Origin of the sequence: Streptomyces lydicus, from assembly GCF_001729485.1 — a bacterium.
In the GTDB taxonomy this organism is placed as follows: domain Bacteria; phylum Actinomycetota; class Actinomycetes; order Streptomycetales; family Streptomycetaceae; genus Streptomyces; species Streptomyces lydicus_D.
On record NZ_CP017157.1, the window covers coordinates 6,005,813 to 6,027,063 of the forward strand.

16 protein-coding genes are annotated in these 21,251 nt (G+C 72.4%); 9 read left to right on the forward strand and 7 right to left on the reverse strand.

The window, feature by feature from the left end; translation table 11 throughout:
* Positions 1–270 precede the first annotated feature (270 nt).
* The 3 genes from SL103_RS26125 (at position 271) to SL103_RS26135 (ending at position 4,625) form a co-directional block, all read left to right on the forward strand.
* Entirely contained in the window at positions 271–1,467 is a 1,197-nt protein-coding gene (locus tag SL103_RS26125) for a thiolase family protein (RefSeq protein ID WP_069571372.1), read from the forward strand.
* 179 nt (positions 1,468–1,646) lie between these two features.
* Positions 1,647–3,101: an aldehyde dehydrogenase family protein gene (locus tag SL103_RS26130; protein WP_069571373.1), complete on the forward strand. Its 1,455-nt coding sequence runs from the start codon at positions 1,647–1,649 to the stop codon at positions 3,099–3,101.
* A gap of 141 nt (positions 3,102–3,242) precedes the next feature.
* The gene (locus SL103_RS26135) at positions 3,243–4,625 is read left to right on the forward strand and encodes an FAD-dependent oxidoreductase (protein ID WP_069571374.1); all 1,383 of its coding nucleotides are present in this window, start codon (positions 3,243–3,245) and stop codon (positions 4,623–4,625) included.
* A gap of 7 nt (positions 4,626–4,632) precedes the next feature.
* Here the strand turns inward: SL103_RS26135 and SL103_RS26140 are convergent, their stop codons facing one another.
* Both SL103_RS26140 and hemE read right to left on the reverse strand, forming a co-directional pair.
* A complete protein-coding gene (locus SL103_RS26140; protein WP_164492899.1) occupies positions 4,633–5,643 on the reverse strand; it encodes a hypothetical protein in 1,011 nt (336 codons plus the stop codon).
* Between the two features lie 37 nt (positions 5,644–5,680).
* Positions 5,681–6,787, reverse strand: coding sequence for a uroporphyrinogen decarboxylase (gene hemE / locus SL103_RS26145; RefSeq protein WP_069571376.1), 1,107 nt, complete (start codon positions 6,785–6,787; stop codon positions 5,681–5,683).
* A 102-nt stretch (positions 6,788–6,889) separates the two neighbouring features.
* Here hemE and SL103_RS26150 point away from each other — a divergent pair, with 102 nt between their 5' ends.
* The 3 genes from SL103_RS26150 (at position 6,890) to SL103_RS26160 (ending at position 9,823) form a co-directional block, all read left to right on the forward strand.
* Positions 6,890–7,546 carry a DUF3000 domain-containing protein gene (locus SL103_RS26150; protein WP_069571377.1) on the forward strand — a complete coding sequence of 219 codons (657 nt, stop codon included), beginning with the start codon at positions 6,890–6,892 and terminating at the stop codon, positions 7,544–7,546.
* A gap of 256 nt (positions 7,547–7,802) precedes the next feature.
* Positions 7,803–8,465 carry a response regulator transcription factor gene (locus tag SL103_RS26155; RefSeq protein ID WP_006602452.1) on the forward strand — a complete coding sequence of 221 codons (663 nt, stop codon included), beginning with the start codon at positions 7,803–7,805 and terminating at the stop codon, positions 8,463–8,465.
* A 77-nt stretch (positions 8,466–8,542) separates the two neighbouring features.
* The gene (locus SL103_RS26160; RefSeq protein WP_079145982.1) at positions 8,543–9,823 is read left to right on the forward strand and encodes an HRDC domain-containing protein; all 1,281 of its coding nucleotides are present in this window, start codon (positions 8,543–8,545) and stop codon (positions 9,821–9,823) included.
* A 54-nt stretch (positions 9,824–9,877) separates the two neighbouring features.
* On the opposite strand, the gene SL103_RS26165 is transcribed toward SL103_RS26160, so the two are convergent.
* Positions 9,878–10,573 (reverse strand): PepSY domain-containing protein, encoded by a 696-nt coding sequence (locus SL103_RS26165; RefSeq protein WP_079145983.1) that lies wholly within the window; start codon positions 10,571–10,573, stop codon positions 9,878–9,880.
* Positions 10,574–10,820: 247 nt separating this feature from the next.
* Between SL103_RS26165 and SL103_RS26170 the strand changes: the two genes are divergently transcribed.
* The 3 genes from SL103_RS26170 to SL103_RS26180 all read left to right on the forward strand — a co-directional run bounded on the left by SL103_RS26170 (position 10,821) and on the right by SL103_RS26180 (position 14,693).
* On the forward strand, positions 10,821–12,047 hold the full coding sequence (locus tag SL103_RS26170; protein ID WP_069571379.1) for a thiolase family protein: 1,227 nt from the start codon (positions 10,821–10,823) through the stop codon (positions 12,045–12,047).
* On the forward strand, positions 12,044–14,179 hold the full coding sequence (locus SL103_RS26175; RefSeq protein WP_069571380.1) for a 3-hydroxyacyl-CoA dehydrogenase NAD-binding domain-containing protein: 2,136 nt from the start codon (positions 12,044–12,046) through the stop codon (positions 14,177–14,179). Before SL103_RS26170 ends, SL103_RS26175 begins: the two co-directional genes overlap by 4 nt.
* Before the next feature lie 88 nt (positions 14,180–14,267).
* Positions 14,268–14,693: an NTP pyrophosphohydrolase gene (locus SL103_RS26180; protein WP_069571381.1), complete on the forward strand. Its 426-nt coding sequence runs from the start codon at positions 14,268–14,270 to the stop codon at positions 14,691–14,693.
* A 111-nt stretch (positions 14,694–14,804) separates the two neighbouring features.
* Here the strand turns inward: SL103_RS26180 and SL103_RS26185 are convergent, their stop codons facing one another.
* From SL103_RS26185 to SL103_RS26200, 4 genes are all read right to left on the reverse strand, one after another.
* The gene (locus tag SL103_RS26185) at positions 14,805–16,331 is read right to left on the reverse strand and encodes an amino acid permease (protein ID WP_069571382.1); all 1,527 of its coding nucleotides are present in this window, start codon (positions 16,329–16,331) and stop codon (positions 14,805–14,807) included.
* A 195-nt stretch (positions 16,332–16,526) separates the two neighbouring features.
* Complete coding sequence (gene dxs / locus SL103_RS26190) at positions 16,527–18,488, reverse strand: 1-deoxy-D-xylulose-5-phosphate synthase (protein ID WP_069571383.1); 1,962 nt, start codon at positions 18,486–18,488, stop codon at positions 16,527–16,529.
* Positions 18,489–19,060: 572 nt separating this feature from the next.
* Entirely contained in the window at positions 19,061–20,386 is a 1,326-nt protein-coding gene (locus SL103_RS26195; RefSeq protein WP_069571384.1) for a sugar ABC transporter permease, read from the reverse strand.
* The gene (locus SL103_RS26200; protein ID WP_079145984.1) at positions 20,383–21,183 is read right to left on the reverse strand and encodes an ATP-binding cassette domain-containing protein; all 801 of its coding nucleotides are present in this window, start codon (positions 21,181–21,183) and stop codon (positions 20,383–20,385) included. The genes SL103_RS26195 and SL103_RS26200 overlap by 4 nt, the downstream gene beginning before the upstream one ends.
* Positions 21,184–21,251 lie beyond the last annotated feature (68 nt).

The following is a 21,251-nucleotide window of genomic DNA, read 5'->3' on the forward strand; positions in this document are numbered from 1 at the left end:
GCGGGGCGCGCACCTCTCGACGACTCGCTCGCGGCACTCGCTCATGCCCCCACTCTCTCAGAGCGGCCCGGCCGGGCCGTGGCCGGATCATGCTCGGCGCGGGGCGGCCCGAGGCCCGCGGCGAGGGCGCCGACAGCAGCGTCGCGGCGGACGGGGATGACCGGCGACCCCGTTGACAGCGGAGTCCGGCGGGCAAAGACTCGGTTCGACGGGTGGCGATCTTCGTACCGCCCGCCGACCGCCGAGCCGGGACAGCGAGGACAGTGCCTGATGACCGACCCACGTCTGCGGGATGTGTACATCGTCGATGCGGTACGGACACCCGTCGGCAAGTACGGCGGCGCCCTGGCCGGGGTCCGTCCCGACGATCTCGCCGCCCATGTGCTGAGGGCCCTGGTGGACCGCACCCCGGACCTGGACCCGGCGCGGATCGACGACGTCTGCTTCGGCGACGCGAACGGCGCCGGTGAGGACAACCGGAACGTGGCGCGGATGGCGGTGCTGCTGGCGGGGCTGCCGGTGACCGTCCCCGGGGTGACCGTGAACCGGCTGTGCGGCTCCGGCCTGGAGGCGGTCATCCAGGCGGCCCGCGCCATCGCGCACGGCGACGCGCACATCGCGGTCGCGGGCGGCGTGGAGTCGATGAGCCGCGCGCCGTACGTGCTGCGCAAGCCCGAACGGGCCTATCCCGCCGGCCATCAGGAGATGTTCTCCTCGACGCTGGGCTGGCGGATGGTCAATCCGCGGATGCGCCCGGAGTGGACGGTGGCGCTCGGCGAGGGCGCCGAGCTGATCGCCGATCAGCACGGCATCACCCGGGAGCAGCAGGACGTCTTCGCGCTGGCCAGCCACCAGAAGGCGGTGCGGGCCTGGCAGGAGGGCCACTACGACGCCGAGGTGGTGCCGGTCCCCGGTGTCGATCTCGGCCGGGACGAGACGATCCGTGAGGGCTCCTCGCTGGAGTCGCTGTCCAAGCTGAAGCCGGTCTTCCGCACGGCCGGCGGCACGGTCACCGCCGGCAACTCCTCGCCGCTCAACGACGGTGCCGCGGCCCTGCTGCTGGTCGACGAGGAGGGCCTGCGGGCCACCGGGCGGGAGCCGCTGGCCCGGATCCGCGCGAGCGCGGTGACCGGCGTCGAGCCGCAGCTGTTCGGCCTGGGCCCGGTGGAGGCGGTCCGGCGCGCGCTGGAACGGGCCGGCCGCGGCTTCACCGACATCGCGACGTTCGAGCTGAACGAGGCGTTCGCGGCCCAGGCGCTGGGCTGCATCGGCCAGTGGCCGGAACTCGACCCGTGGGTGGTGAATCCGCGCGGCGGCGCCCTCGCCATCGGCCACCCCCTGGGCGCGTCCGGGGCCCGCCTCGCCGGGGCGGTCGCCCACCAGCTCGCCGCCCTCGGCGCGGGCACCGGGCTCGCCGCGCTCTGCATCGGCGTCGGGCAGGGGCTGGCGCTCGTACTGGAGCGCTGAACCGCCGCGCCGGCGCCGGGGGCCGGTTCCGGCGGACCCGCGGCGGGGCGGGCGGCGCCACGCCGACGGCGCGCGGCCGGCGGGCGGGAGGCCGACGGACGGAATGCCGGCGGGCGGAATACCGGCCCTCTACACTTGTTCACCCATCAACTTTCTGTCCGAGTTCGGAGGTTGGCGCCATGGCCCTGCTCGATCCGACGAACTGGCGCTCCCTGCGCGGTGGTGCGGCCGAGGCGGTCGAGCCCGCGACGGGCGAGGTGCTGGCCGGCTTCACGCTCGCCGCGACGGCGGACGTCGAGCGGGCCACCGTCGCCGCCGCCGGCGCACAACGCGCCTGGGCCCGGGCGCCGTACGCGGAGCGGGCCGCGGTGCTCCGCCGGGCCGGCGACCTGATCCGGGAGCACGAACCGGAGATCGGCGAGTGGATCATCCGGGAGGGCGGCAGCATCCGGGGCAAGGCCGACTTCGAGACCCGCACGGCGGCCGAGGAGTGCTACGAGGCCGCCGCGCTCGCCCACCGCCCGCTCGGCCAGGTGCTCCCCTCCGCGGCGCCGCGGCTGTCGTACACGACCCGGGTGCCGGCCGGCGTCGTCGGCGTCATCTCCCCCTTCAACGCGCCGCTCGTCCTCGCCGTCCGCTCGGTCGCCCCCGCGCTGGCGCTGGGCAACGCCGTCGTCCTCAAACCCGATCCGCGCACCGCGGTCTGCGGCGGCCACGCCCTCGCCGCGGTCCTCGCCGAGGCCGGGCTCCCCGAGGGGCTGCTGCACGTCCTGCCCGGCGGCGCGGACGTCGGGCGGGCGCTGGTCGAGGACCCGCGGGTCCGGGTGGTGTCCTTCACCGGCTCGACCGCCGCCGGCCGCGGCGTCGGCGAGCTGGCCGCCCGCCATCTCAAGCGCACCCACCTGGAGTTGGGCGGCAACAGCGCCTTCCTCGTCCTGGAGGACGCGGATCTGGACGCCGCGATGTCCACCGCCGCCTGGGCGTCCTTCTTCCACCAGGGCCAGGTGTGCATGACCGCCGGCCGGCACCTCGTGCACGCCTCGCTCTACGACGAGTACGTGGAGCGGCTGGCCGCCAAGGCCGACTCGCTCGCCGTCGGCGACCCCTACCGCGAGCAGGTGCACCTGGGCCCGGTCATCGACCGCGGCCAGCTCGAAAGGATCGACGCGCTGGTGCGCAGCAGCGCGGCGGCCGGCGTGCGCATCGCGGCCGGCGGCCGGCACCGCGACCTCTTCTACCGCCCGACGGTGCTGGCCGACGCGGGGGCCGGCTACGGCGCGGACTCGGTGGGCGAAAGCGCCGCCTACGGCCAGGAGGTCTTCGGCCCGGTGGCGCCGGTGCGCGCGTTCCACACCCTGGACGAGGCGGTCGCCCTCGCCGGCGACTCCGACTACGGCCTGGCGCTGGGCATCGTCACCCGGGACACCGCCCGCGCCCTCGACCTCGCCGACCGCATCCCCACCGGCCTCCTGCACATCAACGACCAGACCGTCAACGACGAACCGATCGCGCCCTTCGGCGGCCTCGCCGACTCCGGCACCGGTTCCCGCTTCGGCGGCGACGCCAACCTCGACGCCTTCACCGAAACCCGCTGGACCACGGTGCGCGCCACCCCGGCCGCCTACCCGTTCTGAGGCGTCACGACCGTCCGCGGGCAGAATCCCGAGAGGGGAACAGCACGGCTCGCACGGCACGGCATCCGGGCCGGCATCCCGACCGGGCACGCGGCAGGGCATCTCGACAGACATCTCGGACATCGCGAAGGGGCGTACGGCATGACGGCGGAACGGCTGGTGGTCGTCGGAGGCGACGCGGCGGGAATGGCGGCCGCCTCGCAGGCGCGGCGGCTGAGGAAACCCGACGAGCTCACGATCACCGCGTTCGAGCGCAGCCACTTCACCTCGTACTCGGCATGCGGGATCCCGTACTGGGTGGGCGGCGTGGTCGACGGGCCGGACGCGCTGATCGCGCGTACGGCCGAGGAACACCGCAGCCGGGACATCGACCTGCGGATGCGCACCGAGGTCACCGAACTCGACCTGGACCGCGGCCGGGTGCGGGCCCGGGCGCTGGACGACGGCGGCCGGGAGTACTGGACCGGCTTCGACAAGCTGGTGCTGGCCACCGGCGCCCGGCCGCGCCGGCCCGACCTGCCGGGGATCGACGCGCCCGGGGTGCACGGCGTGCAGAACCTCGACGACGGTCAGGCGCTGCTGGACACCCTGGAGAAGTCCGCGGGCCGCCGGGCGGTGGTGGTCGGCGCCGGGTACATCGGCGTGGAGATGGCCGAGGCGCTGATCCGCCGCGGCTACGGGGTCACCGTCCTGGAGCAGAGCCCGCAGCCGATGACCACCCTGGACCCGGACATGGGCGCGCTGGTCCACGAGGCGATGTGCGGCATGGGCATCGAGACGGTGCGCGGGGCCACCGTCACCGGCGTGCTGACCGACGGCGGGGGACGGGCCCGCGCGGTGACCACGGAGGACGCCGAGTACCCCGCGGACGTGGTCGTGCTGGGCATGGGCGTGCGCCCGGAGACGACGCTGGCCGCCGCGGCCGGGCTGCCCCTGGGCGACGCCGGCGGGCTGCTCACCGACCTCGCGATGCGGGTCCGCGGCCACGACCACATCTGGGCGGGCGGCGACTGCGTCGAGGTCCTCGACCTGGTCTCCGGCCGCACCCGGCACATCGCGCTGGGCACCCACGCCAACAAGCACGGCCAGGTCATCGGCGCCAACGTGGGCGGCGGCTACGCGACCTTCCCCGGCGTGGTCGGAACGGCCGTCAGCAAGGTGTGCGACCTGGAGATCGCCCGGACCGGGCTGCTGGAACGTGAGGCGCACGCCGCGGGGCTGCGCTTCGTCACCGCGACCATCGAGGCCACCGGCCGGGCCGGCTACTACCCCGGCGCCCGTCCCCTGCACGTCAAGATGCTCGCCGAGCGCCGCACGGGCCGGCTGCTCGGGGTGCAGATCGTCGGCCACGAGGGCGCCGGCAAGCGGGTGGACATCGCGGCGGTCGCGCTGACGGCCGGCATGACGGTGGAGCAGATGACCGCCCTCGACCTGGGCTACGCCCCGCCGTTCTCCCCCGTCTGGGACCCCGTCCTGGTCGCCGCCCGCAAGGCGTCGGGCGCGGTACGGGCCGCCGGCGGCTGACCCCGGGTCAGCGGTCGGCCCGGCGCGGGCCGAACTGCTGCTCGCGGGCCACGCGCACCCGCAGCAGCGCCTCCCGGGCCAGCCCCGCCACGAACACCGGGCACAGCCAGTTCTCCAGCGGCAGCCCGGCGCCGGACCGGCCGCCGTGCTCCGCGAGGAGCTGCCGGGCGTGCGGGCTCCTCAGGCACATCCCGGCCGTCAGGACGTCCTCCGGGACGGTGGGCAGCACGGGGTGCCCCGCCGCGCCGTGCCCGCAGTCCGGCCGGCCGCGCGGCACCGGCACGGACGCCAGTCCCGCGGTCAGGTCGTCCAGCGGTCCCGGATACGCGAGCGTGCAGGTGGCGGCGTACCAGGACAGGGCGGTGACGATGACCACCAGCCCGGCGCGTTCGGCGTCCCCGGTGGCGCCGGCGAGGGCCTTGCCGTAGTGGGACAGCGTCCAGGTGACGCTGACCCCGGGAGCCGGGTAGCCGTGCAGGACGGAGGCCAGGTCCTGGACCTCTTCCTGCTCGGCGGTGGACAGCCGGGCCGGTATGCCGTCGGTGGTCCCCGGCGCGAGGATGTCGATGGCGACCCGGGCGTACCCGGCGACGTTGCGCGGACAGCGCCACACCTCCGGCGGGTCCCAGAGGTCCCGCTCCGGGTTCGCGGCGGCCGCGGCGGCGTCGTCCAGCATCGGGAGGTACCCGGCGAGCCCGTCCAGCTGGAACTCCAGCTCCTCCTCGTACGGGTGCGCGGCATGCCCGCAGGGGCCCGCCCGGAGCGCGCGGTCGGTGGCGCGCAGGGCGTCGAGGACCGCGGCCGCGGTGCCGTCGGAGGCGGTTTGCAGGCTGACGTAGTCGGCCGTCATCAGCAGGCCGAGGGTCCACAGCCAGGCGCGCTCGCCACCGGGGTCGGCGGCGAGCGCGCGGGCGGCCGCCAGGACGAGGTCCGTGTCGTGGTCCGCGTAGTACTCGGTGCGGATCTCTTCCCAGGCGGCGGCGAGCTCCGCTATCGGGGCGTCGGGGGTGGCGTTCACGCTGACCACGACGCCCCGGAGCCGGGCGCAGTTCCGCTCAGCGCGCAGTCTGCGTGTGGACGTACTCCACGAGGCGGGTGAGCGCCTCCGGGTCGGTGCTGGGCAGGACGCCGTGACCGAGGTTGAAGATGTGGCCCTCCAGGCCGGCGGCCGCGTCGAGCACCTCGCGGGCCTTGGTCTCCACGGCCTCGCGGGGCGCGAAGAGGACCGCCGGGTCGATGTTGCCCTGCAGTGCCTTGCCGGGGCCGACGCGGCGGGCGGCCTCGTCCATCGGGACCCGCCAGTCGACGCCGACCACGTCCGCGCCGGCCTCGCCCATCAGGCCGAGCAGCTCGCCGGTGCCGACGCCGAAGTGGATGCGCGGTACGCCGCGGCCCTCGACGGCCCGGAAGACCTTCGCGGAGGCCGGCATCACCGAGCGGCGGTAGTCGGCGGGCGAGAGCGCGCCGACCCAGGAGTCGAAGAGCTGGACGGCGCTCGCGCCGGCGTCGATCTGGACCTTCAGGAAGGCCGCGGTGATGTCGGCGAGGCGGTCCAGGAGGTCGGCCCACAGCTGCGGGTCGCCGTACATGAGGGCCTTGGTGCGCTCGTGGTTGCGGGACGGGCCGCCCTCGACGAGGTAGCTGGCGAGCGTGAAGGGCGCGCCGGCGAAGCCGATCAGCGGGGTGTCGCCCAGTTCGCGGACGAGCAGGCCGATGGCCTCGGTGACGTAGGGGACGTCGGCCGGGTCCAGGGCGCGCAGCCGGTCGAGGTCGGCGCGGGTGCGGATCGGGTTCTCGACGACCGGGCCGATGCCGGGCTTGATGTCGAGGTCGATGCCGATGGCCTTGAGCGGCACCACGATGTCGCTGAAGTAGATCGCGGCGTCGACGCCGTGGCGGCGCACCGGCTGGAGGGTGATCTCGGTGACGAGCTCGGGCCGCATGCAGGAGTCCAGCATCGCGATGCCCTCGCGGACCTTGCGGTACTCGGGCAGCGAGCGCCCGGCCTGGCGCATGAACCACACGGGGGTGTGCGGCACCGGCTCGCGCCGGCAGGCCCGCAGGAAGGCCGAGTCGTACGTACCGGTCTGCTGCCGGCCCGCGATCGGGGTCTCCCCTGCTCGATCGGAGTTGACAGCTTGGGGGATGTCGTTGGCGCTCACGGCCCAAATCTTCGCATGCGTCCCCGGGCACCTCCGAATGGGCGACGCGCGCACCGGGTGTCCTCCCCGTATGCGGGGCGTCTTCCGCCTAATCTTCCGGGCATGGCTGCGGCTCATGAACACCTCACGGACAGCGCGGACGAGGCGCCGATCCCCTTCCGTCAGGCGGTCGAGGCACTCCGCACGGCACGACTGCGGCCGGAGATCGAGATCGACCCGACGCCCGCCCCGAAGCGGCTCGCCCCGTACGCGTACGCGCTGGAGGCGGCGGTCGTCGAGCACGGCGCGGGGCCGGACGGCGAGGACAAGGACCTGGCGGACGGGCGGCTGGTGCTGCTGCACAACCCGGCCGGGGACGACGCCTGGCACGGCACGTTCCGGGTGGTGACGCTGGCGCGGGCGGAGTTGGAGCCCGAGATGGGCGCCGATCCGCTGCTGCCGGAGGTGTCCTGGTCGTGGCTGACGGGTGCGCTGGACGCCCGCGGGGTGCGCTACGCCGCGCCGAGCGGCACGGTGACCCGGGCCGGGTCGTACTACTTCGGCGGGCTGGCGGCGCGTGAACCGGCGACCCAGATCGAGATCCGGGCGTCGTGGACACCGGCCGAGGGTCCCGGCGGGGTGCCGGATCTGGCCGCGCACCTGTCGGCGTGGTGCGATCTGCTGTGCCAGGTCGCGGGGCTGCCGCCGGCCACGGTCGACACGGCGCCGCGCGGCGGGGTGGTGCCGCTGCCGCAGCGGCGCGGGGCGCAGCCGCGCTGAGCGGAGCGGCGCGCCGTCGGACCGCGCCCACCTTGATCACCTTCACGTACGGCTCTGATCACCTCGGTATGCACTCCGTGCCCAGACGTGATCGATCACCCATCCGATTTGCCCGAATTGCCCCTAACTAAATCGTGATCAAAGTCTAAAGTCCCGCCGTATTGCTGCCGAAGAGGTCAGTGACCCTTCAAACACGGATCATTCCGGCTCCCCCAAGCCGGTTTCCGTCCCCCCGCCACTCCCCCCAGGAGGCCCGGTGTCTGTTCTCCTCGAGCAACCTTCGAGCCTGGTCGCCTACCGCCCGAACAAGCCGACGGCCATGGTCGTCGTGGCCGACCCTCGCGTCCGCTCCACCGTCACCCGCCACCTGTGGGCGCTCGGAGTGCGGGACGTGATCGAGGCGTCGTCCATCGCGGAGGCCCGTCCCCGCGTCGGCAACCCGCGCGACATCTGCGTGGCCGACGTCCACCTTCCCGACGGCTCCGGCCTCACCCTGCTCTCCGAGACACGGGCGGCCGGCTGGCCCAACGGCCTGGCACTCTCCGCGGCCGACGACATCGGCGCGGTACGCAACGCCCTGGCCGGCGGCGTCAAGGGCTATGTCGTCACCGGTACCCGTACGAACCTGGGCATCCCGGGCCGCCCGGGCACGTCCCCGATCGGCGCCAACGCGGCCCGCATGCAGCGCCGTCCGCCGGGCGCCCCCGGGCACCCGGGCGGTTACCGCGAACTGTCGGGACGCGAGGTCGAGGTGTTGCGGCTGGTGGCGGAGGGCCAGTCCAACAAGGCCATCGGCGTCTCGATGGGGCTGTCCGCGCTGACCGTGAAGAGCCATCTCGCCCGGATCGCCCGCAAGCTGGGCACCGGCGACCGGGCCGGAATGGTCGCGGTCGCCCTGCGTACCGGCATCATCCACTGACCCTTTGCACGACCCGCTCGCCCGTCGAGGGAACGTTCCCTCGACGGGCGACGTGCATACACAGATACCCTTGACTGGTGACCGACGCCCAAAAGACCGCAGCAGACACGACACTGCGAGCAGCCGGAGATTCGCCTCCGGATCCCCGACCGGCGCCGGTCCCTCTCCTGGAGCCCCGCGAGGGCATCCCCCCGGTGACCGCCACGGAAGAGGCGCTCGCCGAGGTCGTGGCCGCGTTCGCGGCCGGTACGGGCCCGGTGGCCGTCGACGCCGAGCGCGCCTCGGGCTACCGCTACGGGCAGCGCGCCTACCTCGTCCAGCTGCGCCGGGAAGGCGCCGGCAGCGCCCTGATCGACCCGGTCGGCTGCCCCGACCTGTCGGCGCTGGGCGAGGCGATCGGCGACGCCGAGTGGGTGCTGCACGCCGCCACCCAGGACCTGCCGTGTCTGCGTGACATAGGGATGGTCCCCAGCCGGCTCTTCGACACCGAGCTGGCCGGCCGGCTGGCCGGCTTCGCCCGGGTGGGCCTCGGCGCGATGGTCGAGAACGTCCTCGGCTTCGCCCTGGAGAAGGGCCACTCCGCCGTCGACTGGTCCACCCGCCCGCTGCCCGAGCCCTGGCTGCGCTATGCCGCGCTCGACGTCGAGCTGCTGGTGGACCTCCGCGACGCGCTGGAGGAGGAGCTGGAACAGCAGGGGAAGCTGGAGTGGGCCCGGCAGGAGTTCGCGGCGATCGCCGCCGCTCCCCCGGCGCCGCCCCGGAAGGACCCCTGGCGCCGTACGTCCGGCATGCACAAGGTCCGCCGGCGCCGCCAGATGGCCGTCGTACGGGAGTTGTGGACGGCCCGCGACCAGGTGGCCCAGCGGCGCGACGTCTCGCCCGGCAAGGTGCTCAGCGACTCCGCGATCGTGGAGGCGGCGCTGCACCTGCCGCCGAACAGCCACGCCCTCGCCGGACTGCCCGGCTTCGGCCATCGCATGGGCCGTCGCCAGCTGGAGCAGTGGCAGGCCGCCGTCGACCGCGCCCGCGAGCTGTCCGAGAGCGAGCTGCCGCAGCCCGGTCAGCCGCTCAACGGCCCGCCGCCGCCCCGCTCCTGGGCCGACAAGGACCCGGCCGCCGCGGCCCGGCTGTCGGCCGCCCGCGCGTCGGTCACCGCGCTCGCCGAGCGGCTGAACCTCCCGCAGGAGAACTTGATCACCCCGGACACCGTGCGCCGGCTGTGCTGGGAGCCGCCGGCCGCGCCGACCGAGGAGTCGGTCGCCGCGATCCTGGCCGGCCACGGCGCCCGCCGCTGGCAGATCGAGCAGGTCGCCCCGCTCCTCACCGAGGCCCTGCGCGCGGACCCGGACGCCGACTGACGAAGCCGGCCCGGCCCGTACGGTGCGCGCCCCGGCCAGGACTGCGGAGTGCCGTCAGTCCTGGTCGACATGCATCCGCAGCACCTTGCGGTTGGTCGCGTCGATCTCGTAGGACGTCTTGTTCCAGTCGTCGGTGGTGACGACGTCCACGGACCAGGCCACCGCGTCGCTGCCGTTGTCGGCGTTGCCCAGCTCGATGGAGCTGACCGTGCCCTTGGTCTTGTCGGTGGCGGTCTGGGCCGCCTCCTGGGCCGTGACGGTGGCCTTGGTCAGGCGGTCGGCCAGCTGCTGCTTGTCCTCGGCGTCGTCCGACGAGAGGTGCGGCTGGGCCGCCTTGCCGGAGACCGCGTCGACGCGTACCTCGCTCACCGTGCCGTCCGCGGTGGCCACCGCGGTCTGCCAGTAGGGCTTGGCGGGCGTGCCCCTGAGTTCGGCGGCGATCGGCTCGGAGGCCGGCACGGCCGCCACCGCCGCGCGCAGGGCCTTGGCGTAGTCCACCTTCGCCGCCGGGATCAGCGCCTTCCGCTTCGCCTGGTCGGCGGTGAGCGAGGCGCTCGGGTGGGGGCGGCCGGAGGCGGGCACCGCCCGTGGGGGCGCCGCGCTGCCGCGGCTGCCGGTCTCGTCGGCGCGCTCGCTTCCGCAGCCGGTCAGCAGCGCGCCCGCGGCGGTGACGGTGCAGAGCAGGCCGATCGCGCGGGCCGCCGCCGACCGCCCGGGGAACGCCGCCTCGCGACTCCTCTTCGTATTCATACGGGCACTTTAAGTTGCCGATAGTGCTGATTACGCCAAGACCCGACGGCATTCGGCCCTTTTCGATCGACCGGGCCCGCCGTGGACGCCGTCCCCCCGAGGCCGTCCGGGCCTCCGTCCGGTGTGACCTTCACCGCTCCGGCCGGTGGGGGTGTGCAGCTTGGTTACCCGTAAGTAGCATGTCGGTGTGAAGCGTCCCTGGGGGCGCCACGCAGCAGTGCCATCCCGCACCTGGAGGAGAGCCAACGTGCCTCGTACCGCTAGGGACGTCGTCTTCGTCGACGGCGTCCGCACCCCGTTCGGCAAGGCGGGCCCGAAGGGCATCTACCACGAGACCCGCGCCGACGATCTCGTCGTGAAGGCCATCCGGGAGCTGCTGCGCCGCAACCCGGACCTGGACCCCGCGAAGATCGACGAGGTCGCCATCGCCGCCACCACGCAGATCGGTGACCAGGGCCTGACCATCGGCCGCACCGCCGGCATCCTGGCGGGTCTGCCGCAGTCCGTGCCCGGCTACTCCATCGACCGCATGTGCGCCGGCGCGCTGACCGCCGTGACGACCACCGCGGGCTCCATCGCCTTCGGCGCGTACGACGCCGTCATCGCGGGCGGTGTCGAGCACATGGGCCGTCACCCCATGGGCGAGGGCGTCGACCCCAACCCGCGATTCGTCTCCGAGAAGCTCGTCGACGAGTCGGCCCTGTTCATGGGCATGACCGCGGAGAACCTCCACGACCGCTACCCGCACATCACCAAGCAGCGCGCCGACGAGTACGCCGTGCGCTCGCAGGAGAAGGCGGCCAAGGCGTACGCGAACGGGAAGATCCAGCAGGACCTGGTCCCGATCTCGGTGCGCAACACCAACGCCGAGGTCGGCGAGACCGGTTGGGGTCTGGTGACCGCCGACGAGCCGATGCGTCCGGGGACCACCCTGGAGAACCTCGCCGGGCTGAAGACCCCGTTCCGCACGCACGGCCGGGTCACGGCCGGTAACGCCGCGGGGCTCAACGACGGCGCCACCGCCTCGATCATCGCCTCCGAGGACTTCGCCCGGGAGAACGGCCTTCCCGTCAAGATGCGCCTCGTGTCGTACGCCTTCGCCGGCGTCGAGCCGGAGGTCATGGGCTACGGCCCGATCCCGGCGACCGAGAAGGCGCTCGCCAAGGCGGGCCTGGGCATCGGCGACATCGGCCTGTTCGAGGTCAACGAGGCGTTCGCCGTGCAGGTGCTCGCCTTCCTCGACCACTACGGCATCGCCGACGACGACGAGCGCGTCAACCAGTACGGCGGCGCCATCGCCTTCGGGCACCCGCTGGCCTCCTCCGGCGTCCGGCTGATGACCCAGCTGGCCCGCCAGTTCGAGGAGCAGCCGGAGGTCCGCTACGGCCTGACCACCATGTGCGTCGGCTTCGGCATGGGCGCCACGGTCATCTGGGAGAACCCGAACCACAAGGACGCCGGAGGCGACAAGTGAGCACCACCACCACCGCCGAGCTCCTCAAGGGCGCGGCCGAGCTGTTCCCGGACGAGGTCGTCACGTCGGCCCACGTCCGCCACCTCGACCTGCCGTACGGCGCGGGCAAGTTCGCCCTGATCACGCTGGACAACGGCTTCGACCACACCAAGCCGACCACCTTCGGCCCCGGCTCGCTCGCGAACCTCAACACCGCGCTCGACCAGGTCGAGAAGGAGGCCGCGGACGGCGACATCGTCGGCGTCGGCATCACCGGCAAGCCCTTCATCTTCGCGGTCGGCGCCGACCTCAAGGGCGTCGAGCTGCTGAAGCGGCACGAGGACGCGCTGGCGATCGGCAAGGGCGGCCACGAGGTCTTCAAGCGCCTCTCGGGCCTGGCCGTGCCGACGTTCGCGTACTACAACGGCGCCGCCATGGGCGGTGGCGTCGAGGTCGGTCTGCACTGCTCGTACCGCACGGTCTCCAAGGCGCTGCCGGCCTTCTCGCTGCCCGAGGTGTTCCTCGGTCTGGTTCCGGGCTGGGGCGGCTGTGCGCTGCTGCCGAACCTCATCGGCGCGGACAAGGCCGTCTCGGTCATCATCGAGAACTCGCTCAACCAGAACAAGCAGCTCAAGGGCCAGCAGGTCTTCGACCTCGGCATCGCGGACGCGCTCTTCGAGGGCGCGGACTTCCTGGAGCAGTCGCTGATCTGGACCGCGAACGTCCTCAAGGGCGACGTGACCGTCGAGCGCCCCGAGATCGACCGTGGTGAGTCCTGGGACCAGGCGGTCGCCAAGGGCCGCTTCATCGCCGACGGCAAGGTGCACGGCGCCGCCCCGGCCGCGTACCGCGCGCTGGACATCATCGCCGCCGCCAAGAACGGTGACCTCCAGGCCGGGTTCGACGCCGAGGACCAGGCGCTCGCCGACCTGATCATGGGCGGCGAACTCCGCGCCGGCATCTACGCGTTCAACCTGGTGCAGAAGCGCGCCAAGCGGCCGGCCGGCGCGCCGGACAAGAGCCTGGCGCGCCCGGTCACCAAGGTGGGCGTCGTCGGCGCCGGCCTGATGGCCTCTCAGCTCGCCCTGCTGTTCCTGCGCCGCCTGGAGGTGCCGGTCGTGCTGACCGACATCGACCAGGCGCGTGTCGACAAGGGCGTGGGCTACGTCCACGCCGAGATCGACAAGCTGCTCGGCAAGGGCCGCATCAACCAGGACAAGGCCAACCGCCTCAAGGCCCTGGTGAGCGGTGTGCTGGACAAGGCCGAGGGCTTCTCCGACGCGGACTTCATCATCGAGGCCGTCTTCGAGGAGATCGGCGTCAAGCAGCAGGTGTTCGCCGAGGTCGAGGCCGTGGCGCCGGCGCACGCGATCCTCGCCACCAACACCTCCTCGCTGTCGGTCAGCGAGATGGCGTCGAAGCTCAAGCACCCCGAGCGGGTCGTGGGCTTCCACTTCTTCAACCCGGTCGCGATCCTGCCGCTGCTGGAGATCGTGCGCGGCGAGAAGACCGACGACGCCTCGCTGGCCACCGCCTTCGGTGTCGCCAAGAAGCTGAAGAAGACCGCGGTGCTGGTCAAGGACGCCCCGGCGTTCGTCGTCAACCGCATCCTGACCCGCTTCATGGGCGAGATCCAGAACGTCATCGACGAGGGCACCCCGGTCGAGACCGCCGAGAAGGCCATCGAGCCGCTCGGTCTGCCGATGTCGCCGCTGGTGCTGCTGGAGCTGGTCGGTCCGGCGATCGGCCTGCACGTCTCCGAGACGCTGAACGGTGCCTTCCCGGACCGCTTCAAGGTCTCCCCGAACCTCAAGGCCGTCGTCGAGGCCGGCAAGCGCGGCTTCTACGTCTACGACAGCGGGAAGCCGGAGCTCGACCCGGAGGTCGCCGCGCTCCTCAAGCAGGGCGATGTCGTCCTGTCCGAGGCGCAGGTGCGCGACCGGGTGCTCGACGCGGTCGCCCAGGAGATCGGGCTGATGCTCGACGAGGGCGTGGTGGCCGAGGCGCAGGACATCGACCTGTGCCTGATCACCGGCGCGGGCTGGCCCTTCCACCTGGGCGGCATCACGCCGTACCTGGACCGTGAGGGCGTGTCGGAGCGGGTGACCGGCAAGAAGTTCCTGGCCCCCGGCGTGGCGAGCGTGCCCGCGTAACGCGGCGCCACCGCGGACAGCAGGCGCGGGCCGGCTCCTTCGAGCCGGCCCGCGCTTTTCGTGTGCGCGGGCGTGGCAGGGTGGGGCCATGGACTCCTTGGTCATCGTCGATGCCGCCAACGTCGTCGGCTCGGTTCCCGACGGCTGGTGGCGGGACCGGCACGGCGCCGCGGAGCGCCTCCGCGACGCGCTGCCCGGCTTCGTCACGGAGGGGCTTCCCGGGCTGGTGGAACCGCCCCTGGAGATGGTGCTCGTGGTGGAGGGCGCGGCGCGCCGGGTGCAGTCCGTCGAAGGCGTACGGGTGGTCCCGGCGACCGGCAGCGGGGACGACCGGATCGTGGAGCTGGTGGCGGAGGACTGCCGCGACCGGGACTGCCTCGTGGTCACCGCGGACCGCGAGCTGCGCGAGCGGGTGCAGGCGCTGGGCGCGCGGGTGACCGGGCCGCGGGCGGTGTGGGGGCGCGGGGGCGGCGGGCGCGAGGAGCGCGGCCGGCAGCGGGACGACACGGCGTAGGGCGGCGCCCCTCCCCCGTGCGTACCGCCGCCGTGCGCGCCGGCCCCGCACACCGCCGGAGGGGCGGGCGTACGGGGCCGGTCGGGGGCGGAGCGGAGCGGGCGTACGGGCTCAGTCCTCGCCCGCCTGCCGGTTGCGGAGGCCGAGCCGGCTGTGCGACCGCCCGTACACGAAATAGACGCCGAAGCCGGCCACCATCCAGATCCCGAACCGCACCCAGGTCTCCGCGGGCAGATTGAGCATCAGCCACAGCGACGCGAGCACCGACAGCAGCGGCACCACCGGCACCCACGGGGTGCGGAAGGAGCGCGGCAGATCGGGCCGGGAGCGGCGGAGCAGGATGACGCCGACGGCGACCACGACGAACGCGAACAGCGTGCCGATGTTGACCAGTTCGGCCAGTACGTCGATCGAGGTGAAGCCGGACACCACGGCGACGACGACGCCCAGCACGATGGTCGACCGGTAGGGCGTGCCGTACGTGGGGTGGGCGCGCGAGAAGACCCGCGGCAGCAGCCCGTCCCGGCTCATCGCGAAGAACACCCGGCTCTGGCCGAGCAGCAGGATCATGCAGACCGAGGTCAGTCCGACGGCGGCGCCGAAGCTGATGACGTCCGCGAAGAAGGGATGCCCGAGGTCCTTGAAGGCGTCGGCGAGTGGTGCGTCGGTGGAGAGCCTGTCGTACTTCTCCATGCCGGTCACGACGATGGACACGGCGACGTAGAGGATCGTGCAGATGGCCAGCGAGCCGAGGATGCCGCGCGGCACGTCGCGCTGCGGGTTGCGGGTCTCCTCGGCGGCGGTGGCCACGATGTCGAAGCCGATGAACGCGAAGAACACCACGGCGGCCGCGGTGAAGATGCCCATGGTGCCGAAGGTGGAGGGGGTGAAGCCGAAGATCAGCTCGGAGAGCGGGGCGGCCAGCCCGACGTTGGCCGCGCTGGGCTTGCTGGGCGGCACGAACGGCTCGTAGTTGGCACCGCTGATCAGGAAGGCGCCGGCGATGATGACCAGCAGCACGACGGTGACCTTGACCCCGACGACCACCGCGGTCACCCGGGAGGACAGCTTCATCCCGAGCACGAGGATGCCGGTCAGCACCAGTACGAGGATGCAGGCGAGCAGGTCGAAGCCGAAGTGCCCCTCGTGGGTGCCGGCCAGGGCCCCCGGCAGGTGCCAGCCGGCGGTGTCCAGCAGGGAGCGGATGTAACCGGACCAGCCGACGGCGACCACCGCGCAGCCCAGCGCGAGTTCCAGGATGAGGTCCCAGCCGATGATCCAGGCCGGCAGTTCGCCCAGCGAGGCGTACGAGAAGGTGTAGGCCGATCCGGCGACCGGCACGGTCGAGGCGAACTCCGCGTAGCACAGCGCCGCCAGCGCGCAGACCACGCCGGCGACGACGAAGGCCAGCGCGACGGCGGGTCCGGCCTGCTCCTTGGCGATCTTCCCGGTGAGGACGAAGATGCCGGTGCCGATGACGACCCCGACCCCGAAGACGGTCAGATCGAGCGCCGTCAGGGACTTCTTGAGTGTGTGCTCCGGTTCCTCGGTGTCCAGGATCGACTGTTCCACCGTCTTCATCCGGAACAGACCGCGATCGCGGTGTGAATGCTGTGGTGTGCCGTGCTGTGTGCTCATGGGCGAACCTCCGCCTGGACGACCCTCGCAACTCTCCTGAACTGACCGAGTCTCCGCAATGTCAGGAAACAGTCAGCTTCGGCGGGCCTCCAAGCAGGGGCGATTCACCCGATGGAGTGCGGTCACCGATATGCCGATGGGCCGGGCGGAACATCCGTACGGATGACCACCCGGCCCATCGCCGGCGTGCGCTGATCAGTCGCGGGCGACCTCGGCCGGCTCCGCCGCGCCCTTGGCGCCGGCGGCCCCGGAGGCGTCCGCGGAGTCGTCGTACCTGCCGTCGATCTTGGCGACCAGGCCGGTCACCTGTCGGGCGATGTCCGGGGCGGTCAGTCCGATCTCCGCCATGACCTCCGCGCGCGAGGCGTGGTCGAGGAACCGCTCGGGGATGCCGAAGTCACGCAGCGGCAGATCCACGCCGGCGTCCCGCAGGGACTGCGCGACGGCCGAACCGACGCCGCCCGCACGGGAGTTGTCCTCGACGGTGATCACCACGCGGTGCCGGGCGGCCAGGCCCGGCAGCGCCTCGTCGACCGGCTTGACCCAGCGCGGGTCCACGACGGTCGTCGAGATGCCCTGCTTGTCGAGGAGGTCGGCGATCTCCAGGCACATCGGGGCGAGCGCGCCGACGGAGACCAGCAGCACGTCCGGCCGCTTGACGCTCTCCGCGGGCTCGCGCAGCACGTCCATGCCGCCGACCCGGCGCACCGCCTCGACGGCCGGCCCGACCTTGCCCTTGGAGTAGCGGACGACGGTCGGCGCGTCCTTGACGTCGACGGCCTCGCGCAGCTGGGCGCGCACCTGGTCGGCGTCGCGCGGTGCGGCGATCCGCAGCCCCGGGACGACCTGCAGGAGCGACATGTCCCACATGCCGTTGTGCGAGGCGCCGTCGTCACCGGTCACGCCGGCCCGGTCCAGGACGAAGGTGACCCCGCACTTGTGCAGCGCGACGTCCATCAGGACCTGGTCGAAGGCGCGGTTGAGGAAGGTGGCGTAGACCGCGAAGACCGGGTGCAGACCGCCTGTGGCCAGGCCCGCGGCGGAGGTCGCGGCGTGCTGCTCGGCGATGCCGACGTCGTAGACCCGGTCCGGGAACGCCTTGGCGAACTTGCCCAGGCCCACCGGCTGCAGCATCGCGGCGGTGATCGCCACGATGTCCTCGCGCTCCTGGCCCAGCTTGACCATCTCGTCGCCGAAGACGGAGGTCCAGCTCGCGCCGCCGGCGGACACCGGCAGCCCGGTGTCCGGGTGGATGACCCCGATGCCGTGGAAGCGGTCCGCCTCGTCCTGCTCGGCCGGCTTGTAGCCGCGGCCCTTCTCGGTGAGGCAGTGCACGATGACCGGGCCGCCGAAGCGCTTGGCGCGCTGGAGCGCGGACTCCAGGGCCACCAGGTCGTGGCCGTCGATCGGGCCGACGTACTTCAGGCCCAGGTCCTCGAACATGCCCTGCGGGGCGATGAAGTCCTTGAGGCCCTTCTTGGCGCCGTGCAGCGTCTCGTAGAGGGGTTTGCCGACGACCGGGGTGCGCTCCAGGATGTCCTTGCCGCGGGCGAGGAAGCGCTCGTAGCCGTCGGTGGTGCGCAGGGTGGCGAGGTGGTTGGCCAGGCCGCCGATGGTCGGCGCGTAGGAGCGCTCGTTGTCGTTGACGACGATGACGAGCGGACGGTCCTTGGCGACCGCGATGTTGTTCAGCGCCTCCCAGGCCATTCCGCCGGTCAGCGCGCCGTCACCGATGACGGCGACGACATGGTCGTCCTTGCCGCGCACCTGGTTCGCCTTCGCCAGGCCGTCGGCCCAGCCCAGCACCGTCGAGGCATGGCTGTTCTCGATGACGTCGTGCGCCGACTCCGCCCGCGAGGGGTAACCCGACAGCCCGCCCTTGGCCCGCAGCCTGGAGAAGTCCTGACGGCCGGTGAGCAGCTTGTGCACGTACGACTGGTGGCCGGTGTCGAAGAGGACCCGGTCGTGGGGCGAGTCGAAGACGCGGTGCAGGGCGATGGTCAGCTCGACCACGCCCAGGTTCGGCCCGAGGTGTCCGCCGGTCTTCGAGACCGCGTCGACAAGGAAGGTACGGATCTCCCCCGCCAGCTGCTCGAGCTGCTCCGGGCCCAGACGGTCCAGATCGCGCGGTCCCCTGATACGGGAAAGCAACGCCACCCCTGCCTCCTTGCTGCTGTTCGTCGAGCTTGCTGCTGTGATCGAGCCTGCCGATCAGATGAGTCTAATGTTGCGTCCGCTGCGGCGACGCCCGGGCCTTGCGATGTATGTCACTCGGGTGACAGCGGCTTTCGGCCGCCCGACACACGGACGGCCCCCACCGGATCGAGCCGGTGGGGGCCGGTGCCGTCGGACGGGCTACGGGCGCGGGTCAGGCGCGCCGCGTGGCACCGCCGCGGCCGGACGGCGTCCTGCGGTCGGGTGCGCCGGAGGCGCTGCCGCAGTCGGACGACAACCTGCTGTCACGTGCGCCGAAGGCGCTGCCGCAGTCGGACGACAACCTGCTGTCAGGTGCGCCGAAGGCGCTGCCGCAGTCGGACGACAACCTGCTGTCACGTGCGCCGAAGGCGCTGCCGCAGTCGGACGACAACCTGCTGTCACGTGCGCCGGAGGCGCTGCCGCAGTCGGACGACAACCTGCTGTCACGTGCGCCGAAGGCGCTGCCGCAGGCGAAAGACAACCTGCTGTCACGTGCGCCGAAGGCGCTGCCGCAGGCGAAAGACAGCCTGCTGTCACGTGCGCCCAGCGGTCTTCTGGGTGCGCCGCGACACCGAGTCGATCACGACGGCGGCGAGCAGCACCGCGCCCGTGATCATGTACTGGATCTCGCTGGCCATGCCGAGCAGGTTGAGGCCCTGCTGGATGGACTGGATGACCAGCATGCCCAGCAGCGCGGACCAGATCTTGCCGCGGCCGCCGAAGAGGCTGGTACCGCCGATGACGGCCGCCGCGATGACGTTCATCAGGGTGTTGCCGGAACCGAGGTTCTTGGTGGCGCCACCGGAGAGGCTGGCGATGAACAGTCCGCCGAAGGCGGCGAGCATGCCGGAGATCGCGAACACGCTGATCCGGATCTTGTTCACGTTGATGCCGGCCCGGCGGGCCGCCTCGGCGTTGCCGCCGACCGCGAAGATCTGCCGGCCGTAGGCGGTACGGCGGACCACGAAATCGGCGATGACCAGCACCGCGAGGAACAGGACCAGCGCCAGCGGCAGGCCGCGGGCACCTTCCGGCTCGTTCAGGACGTAGGCGACCGCGAAGGAGAGCACCGCGACCACACCGGTGCGCAGCAGGATCTCGCTGAGCGGCCGGGAGGGCAGCGCGGCGGTCTTGCGGCGCTTGCTGTCGAGCAGCTGGGAGGCGGCGTACGCGAGCACCGCGACCAGCGCGAGACCGTAGCCCGCGGCCTTGTCCTCGAAGTAGTAGCCGGTGAGGCTCTCCACCACGCTGCCGCTCGGCGTGTTGATGGAGCCCTCGTTGCCCATCATCCAGATCTGCAGACCGCTCCAGCCGAGGAAACCGGCCAGGGTGACGACGAAGGCCGGCACGCCGATCTTGGCGAAAAAGAATCCGTGCAGGGTGCCGATGATCACACCCGCCACGACGGCGAGCAGGACCGCGAGCCAGTCGTTGACGCCGTGTGTGACGCTGAGCACGGCCCAGACGGCCGCGCCGACCCCCGCGACGGAACCGACGGACAGGTCGATCTCGCCGAGCAGCAGCACGAACACGATGCCGACGGCCATGATGCCGAGGCCCGAGGTGTAGACACCGATGTTCGCGAGGCTGTCCGCGGACAGGAAGCTGCTGTTCTTCACCTGGAAGACGATCGCGATGACGATCAGGCCGATGACGACCGGCAGCGAGCCGAGCTCACCGCCGCGCACCCGGCGCTTGAAGTCGTTGAGGTAGCCGGCGAAGCCCTGCTCCCGGACGAGCAGCCGGGGGTCGACGGCGGCCGGCTGGGTGGCGTCGGCAGCGGGCTGAGGGGCCTCCGCGACGGGCTCGCCGGCCGCCGCGGTCTCCTCGTCGGCGGGCTGCTTGGTGAGGTCACTCACGCGCCGACCTCCTTCTTCACCTGGTCCGTGCGCGCCTTGCGGCGGGTCACGGCGTTGTCCGAGGCGCCGGTGATGGCGGCGATGATCTCTTCGTGGGAGGTGCCCTCGACGTCGAAGACACCGTTGTTGCGGCCCAGCCGCAGCACCGCGACCCGGTCCGCGACGGCCTGCACATCGGCCATGTTGTGGCTGATGAGGATGACGCCCAGACCGCGCTCCCGCAGCCGCTCGACCAGGTCGAGGACCTGCGCGGTCTGCTCGACACCGAGGGCGGCGGTGGGCTCGTCGAGGATGACGACCTTCGGGTCGCCGATCAGCGCACGGGCGATGGCCACGACCTGGCGCTGGCCTCCGGAGAGCGCGGCGACCGGGATGCGCACGCTGGGGATGCGGATGGACAGCGTGTCCAGCAGCTCCTTGGCGCGCTTCTCCATGGCGATCTCGTCGAGGACACCGGCGGTGCGGGTCTCGTTGCCGAGGAAGAGGTTGGCGACGACATCGAGGTTGTCGCACAGCGCGAGGTCCTGGTAGACGGTGGCGACGCCGAGTTCCTGGGCGTCGTGCGGCTTGTTGATGTGGACCGCCTCGCCCTCCCATTCGAGGGTGCCGTCGTCGACCGGGTGGACGCCCGAGATGGTCTTGACCAGGGTGGACTTGCCGGCGCCGTTGTCGCCCACGAGGGCGACCACCTCACCGGGGTGGATCTCCAGGGTGACGTCCGTGAGTGCTTGGACGGCGCCGAACCGCTTGGAGACTCCGCGCAACGCCAGCACAGGCGTAGCGGACACGTGAATCATCTCCTTCGCCGCCGTCACAACGGCGGGGATGGTGGTGCGAAGAGCGGGGGCTCTGCGAAGTGGGGTGG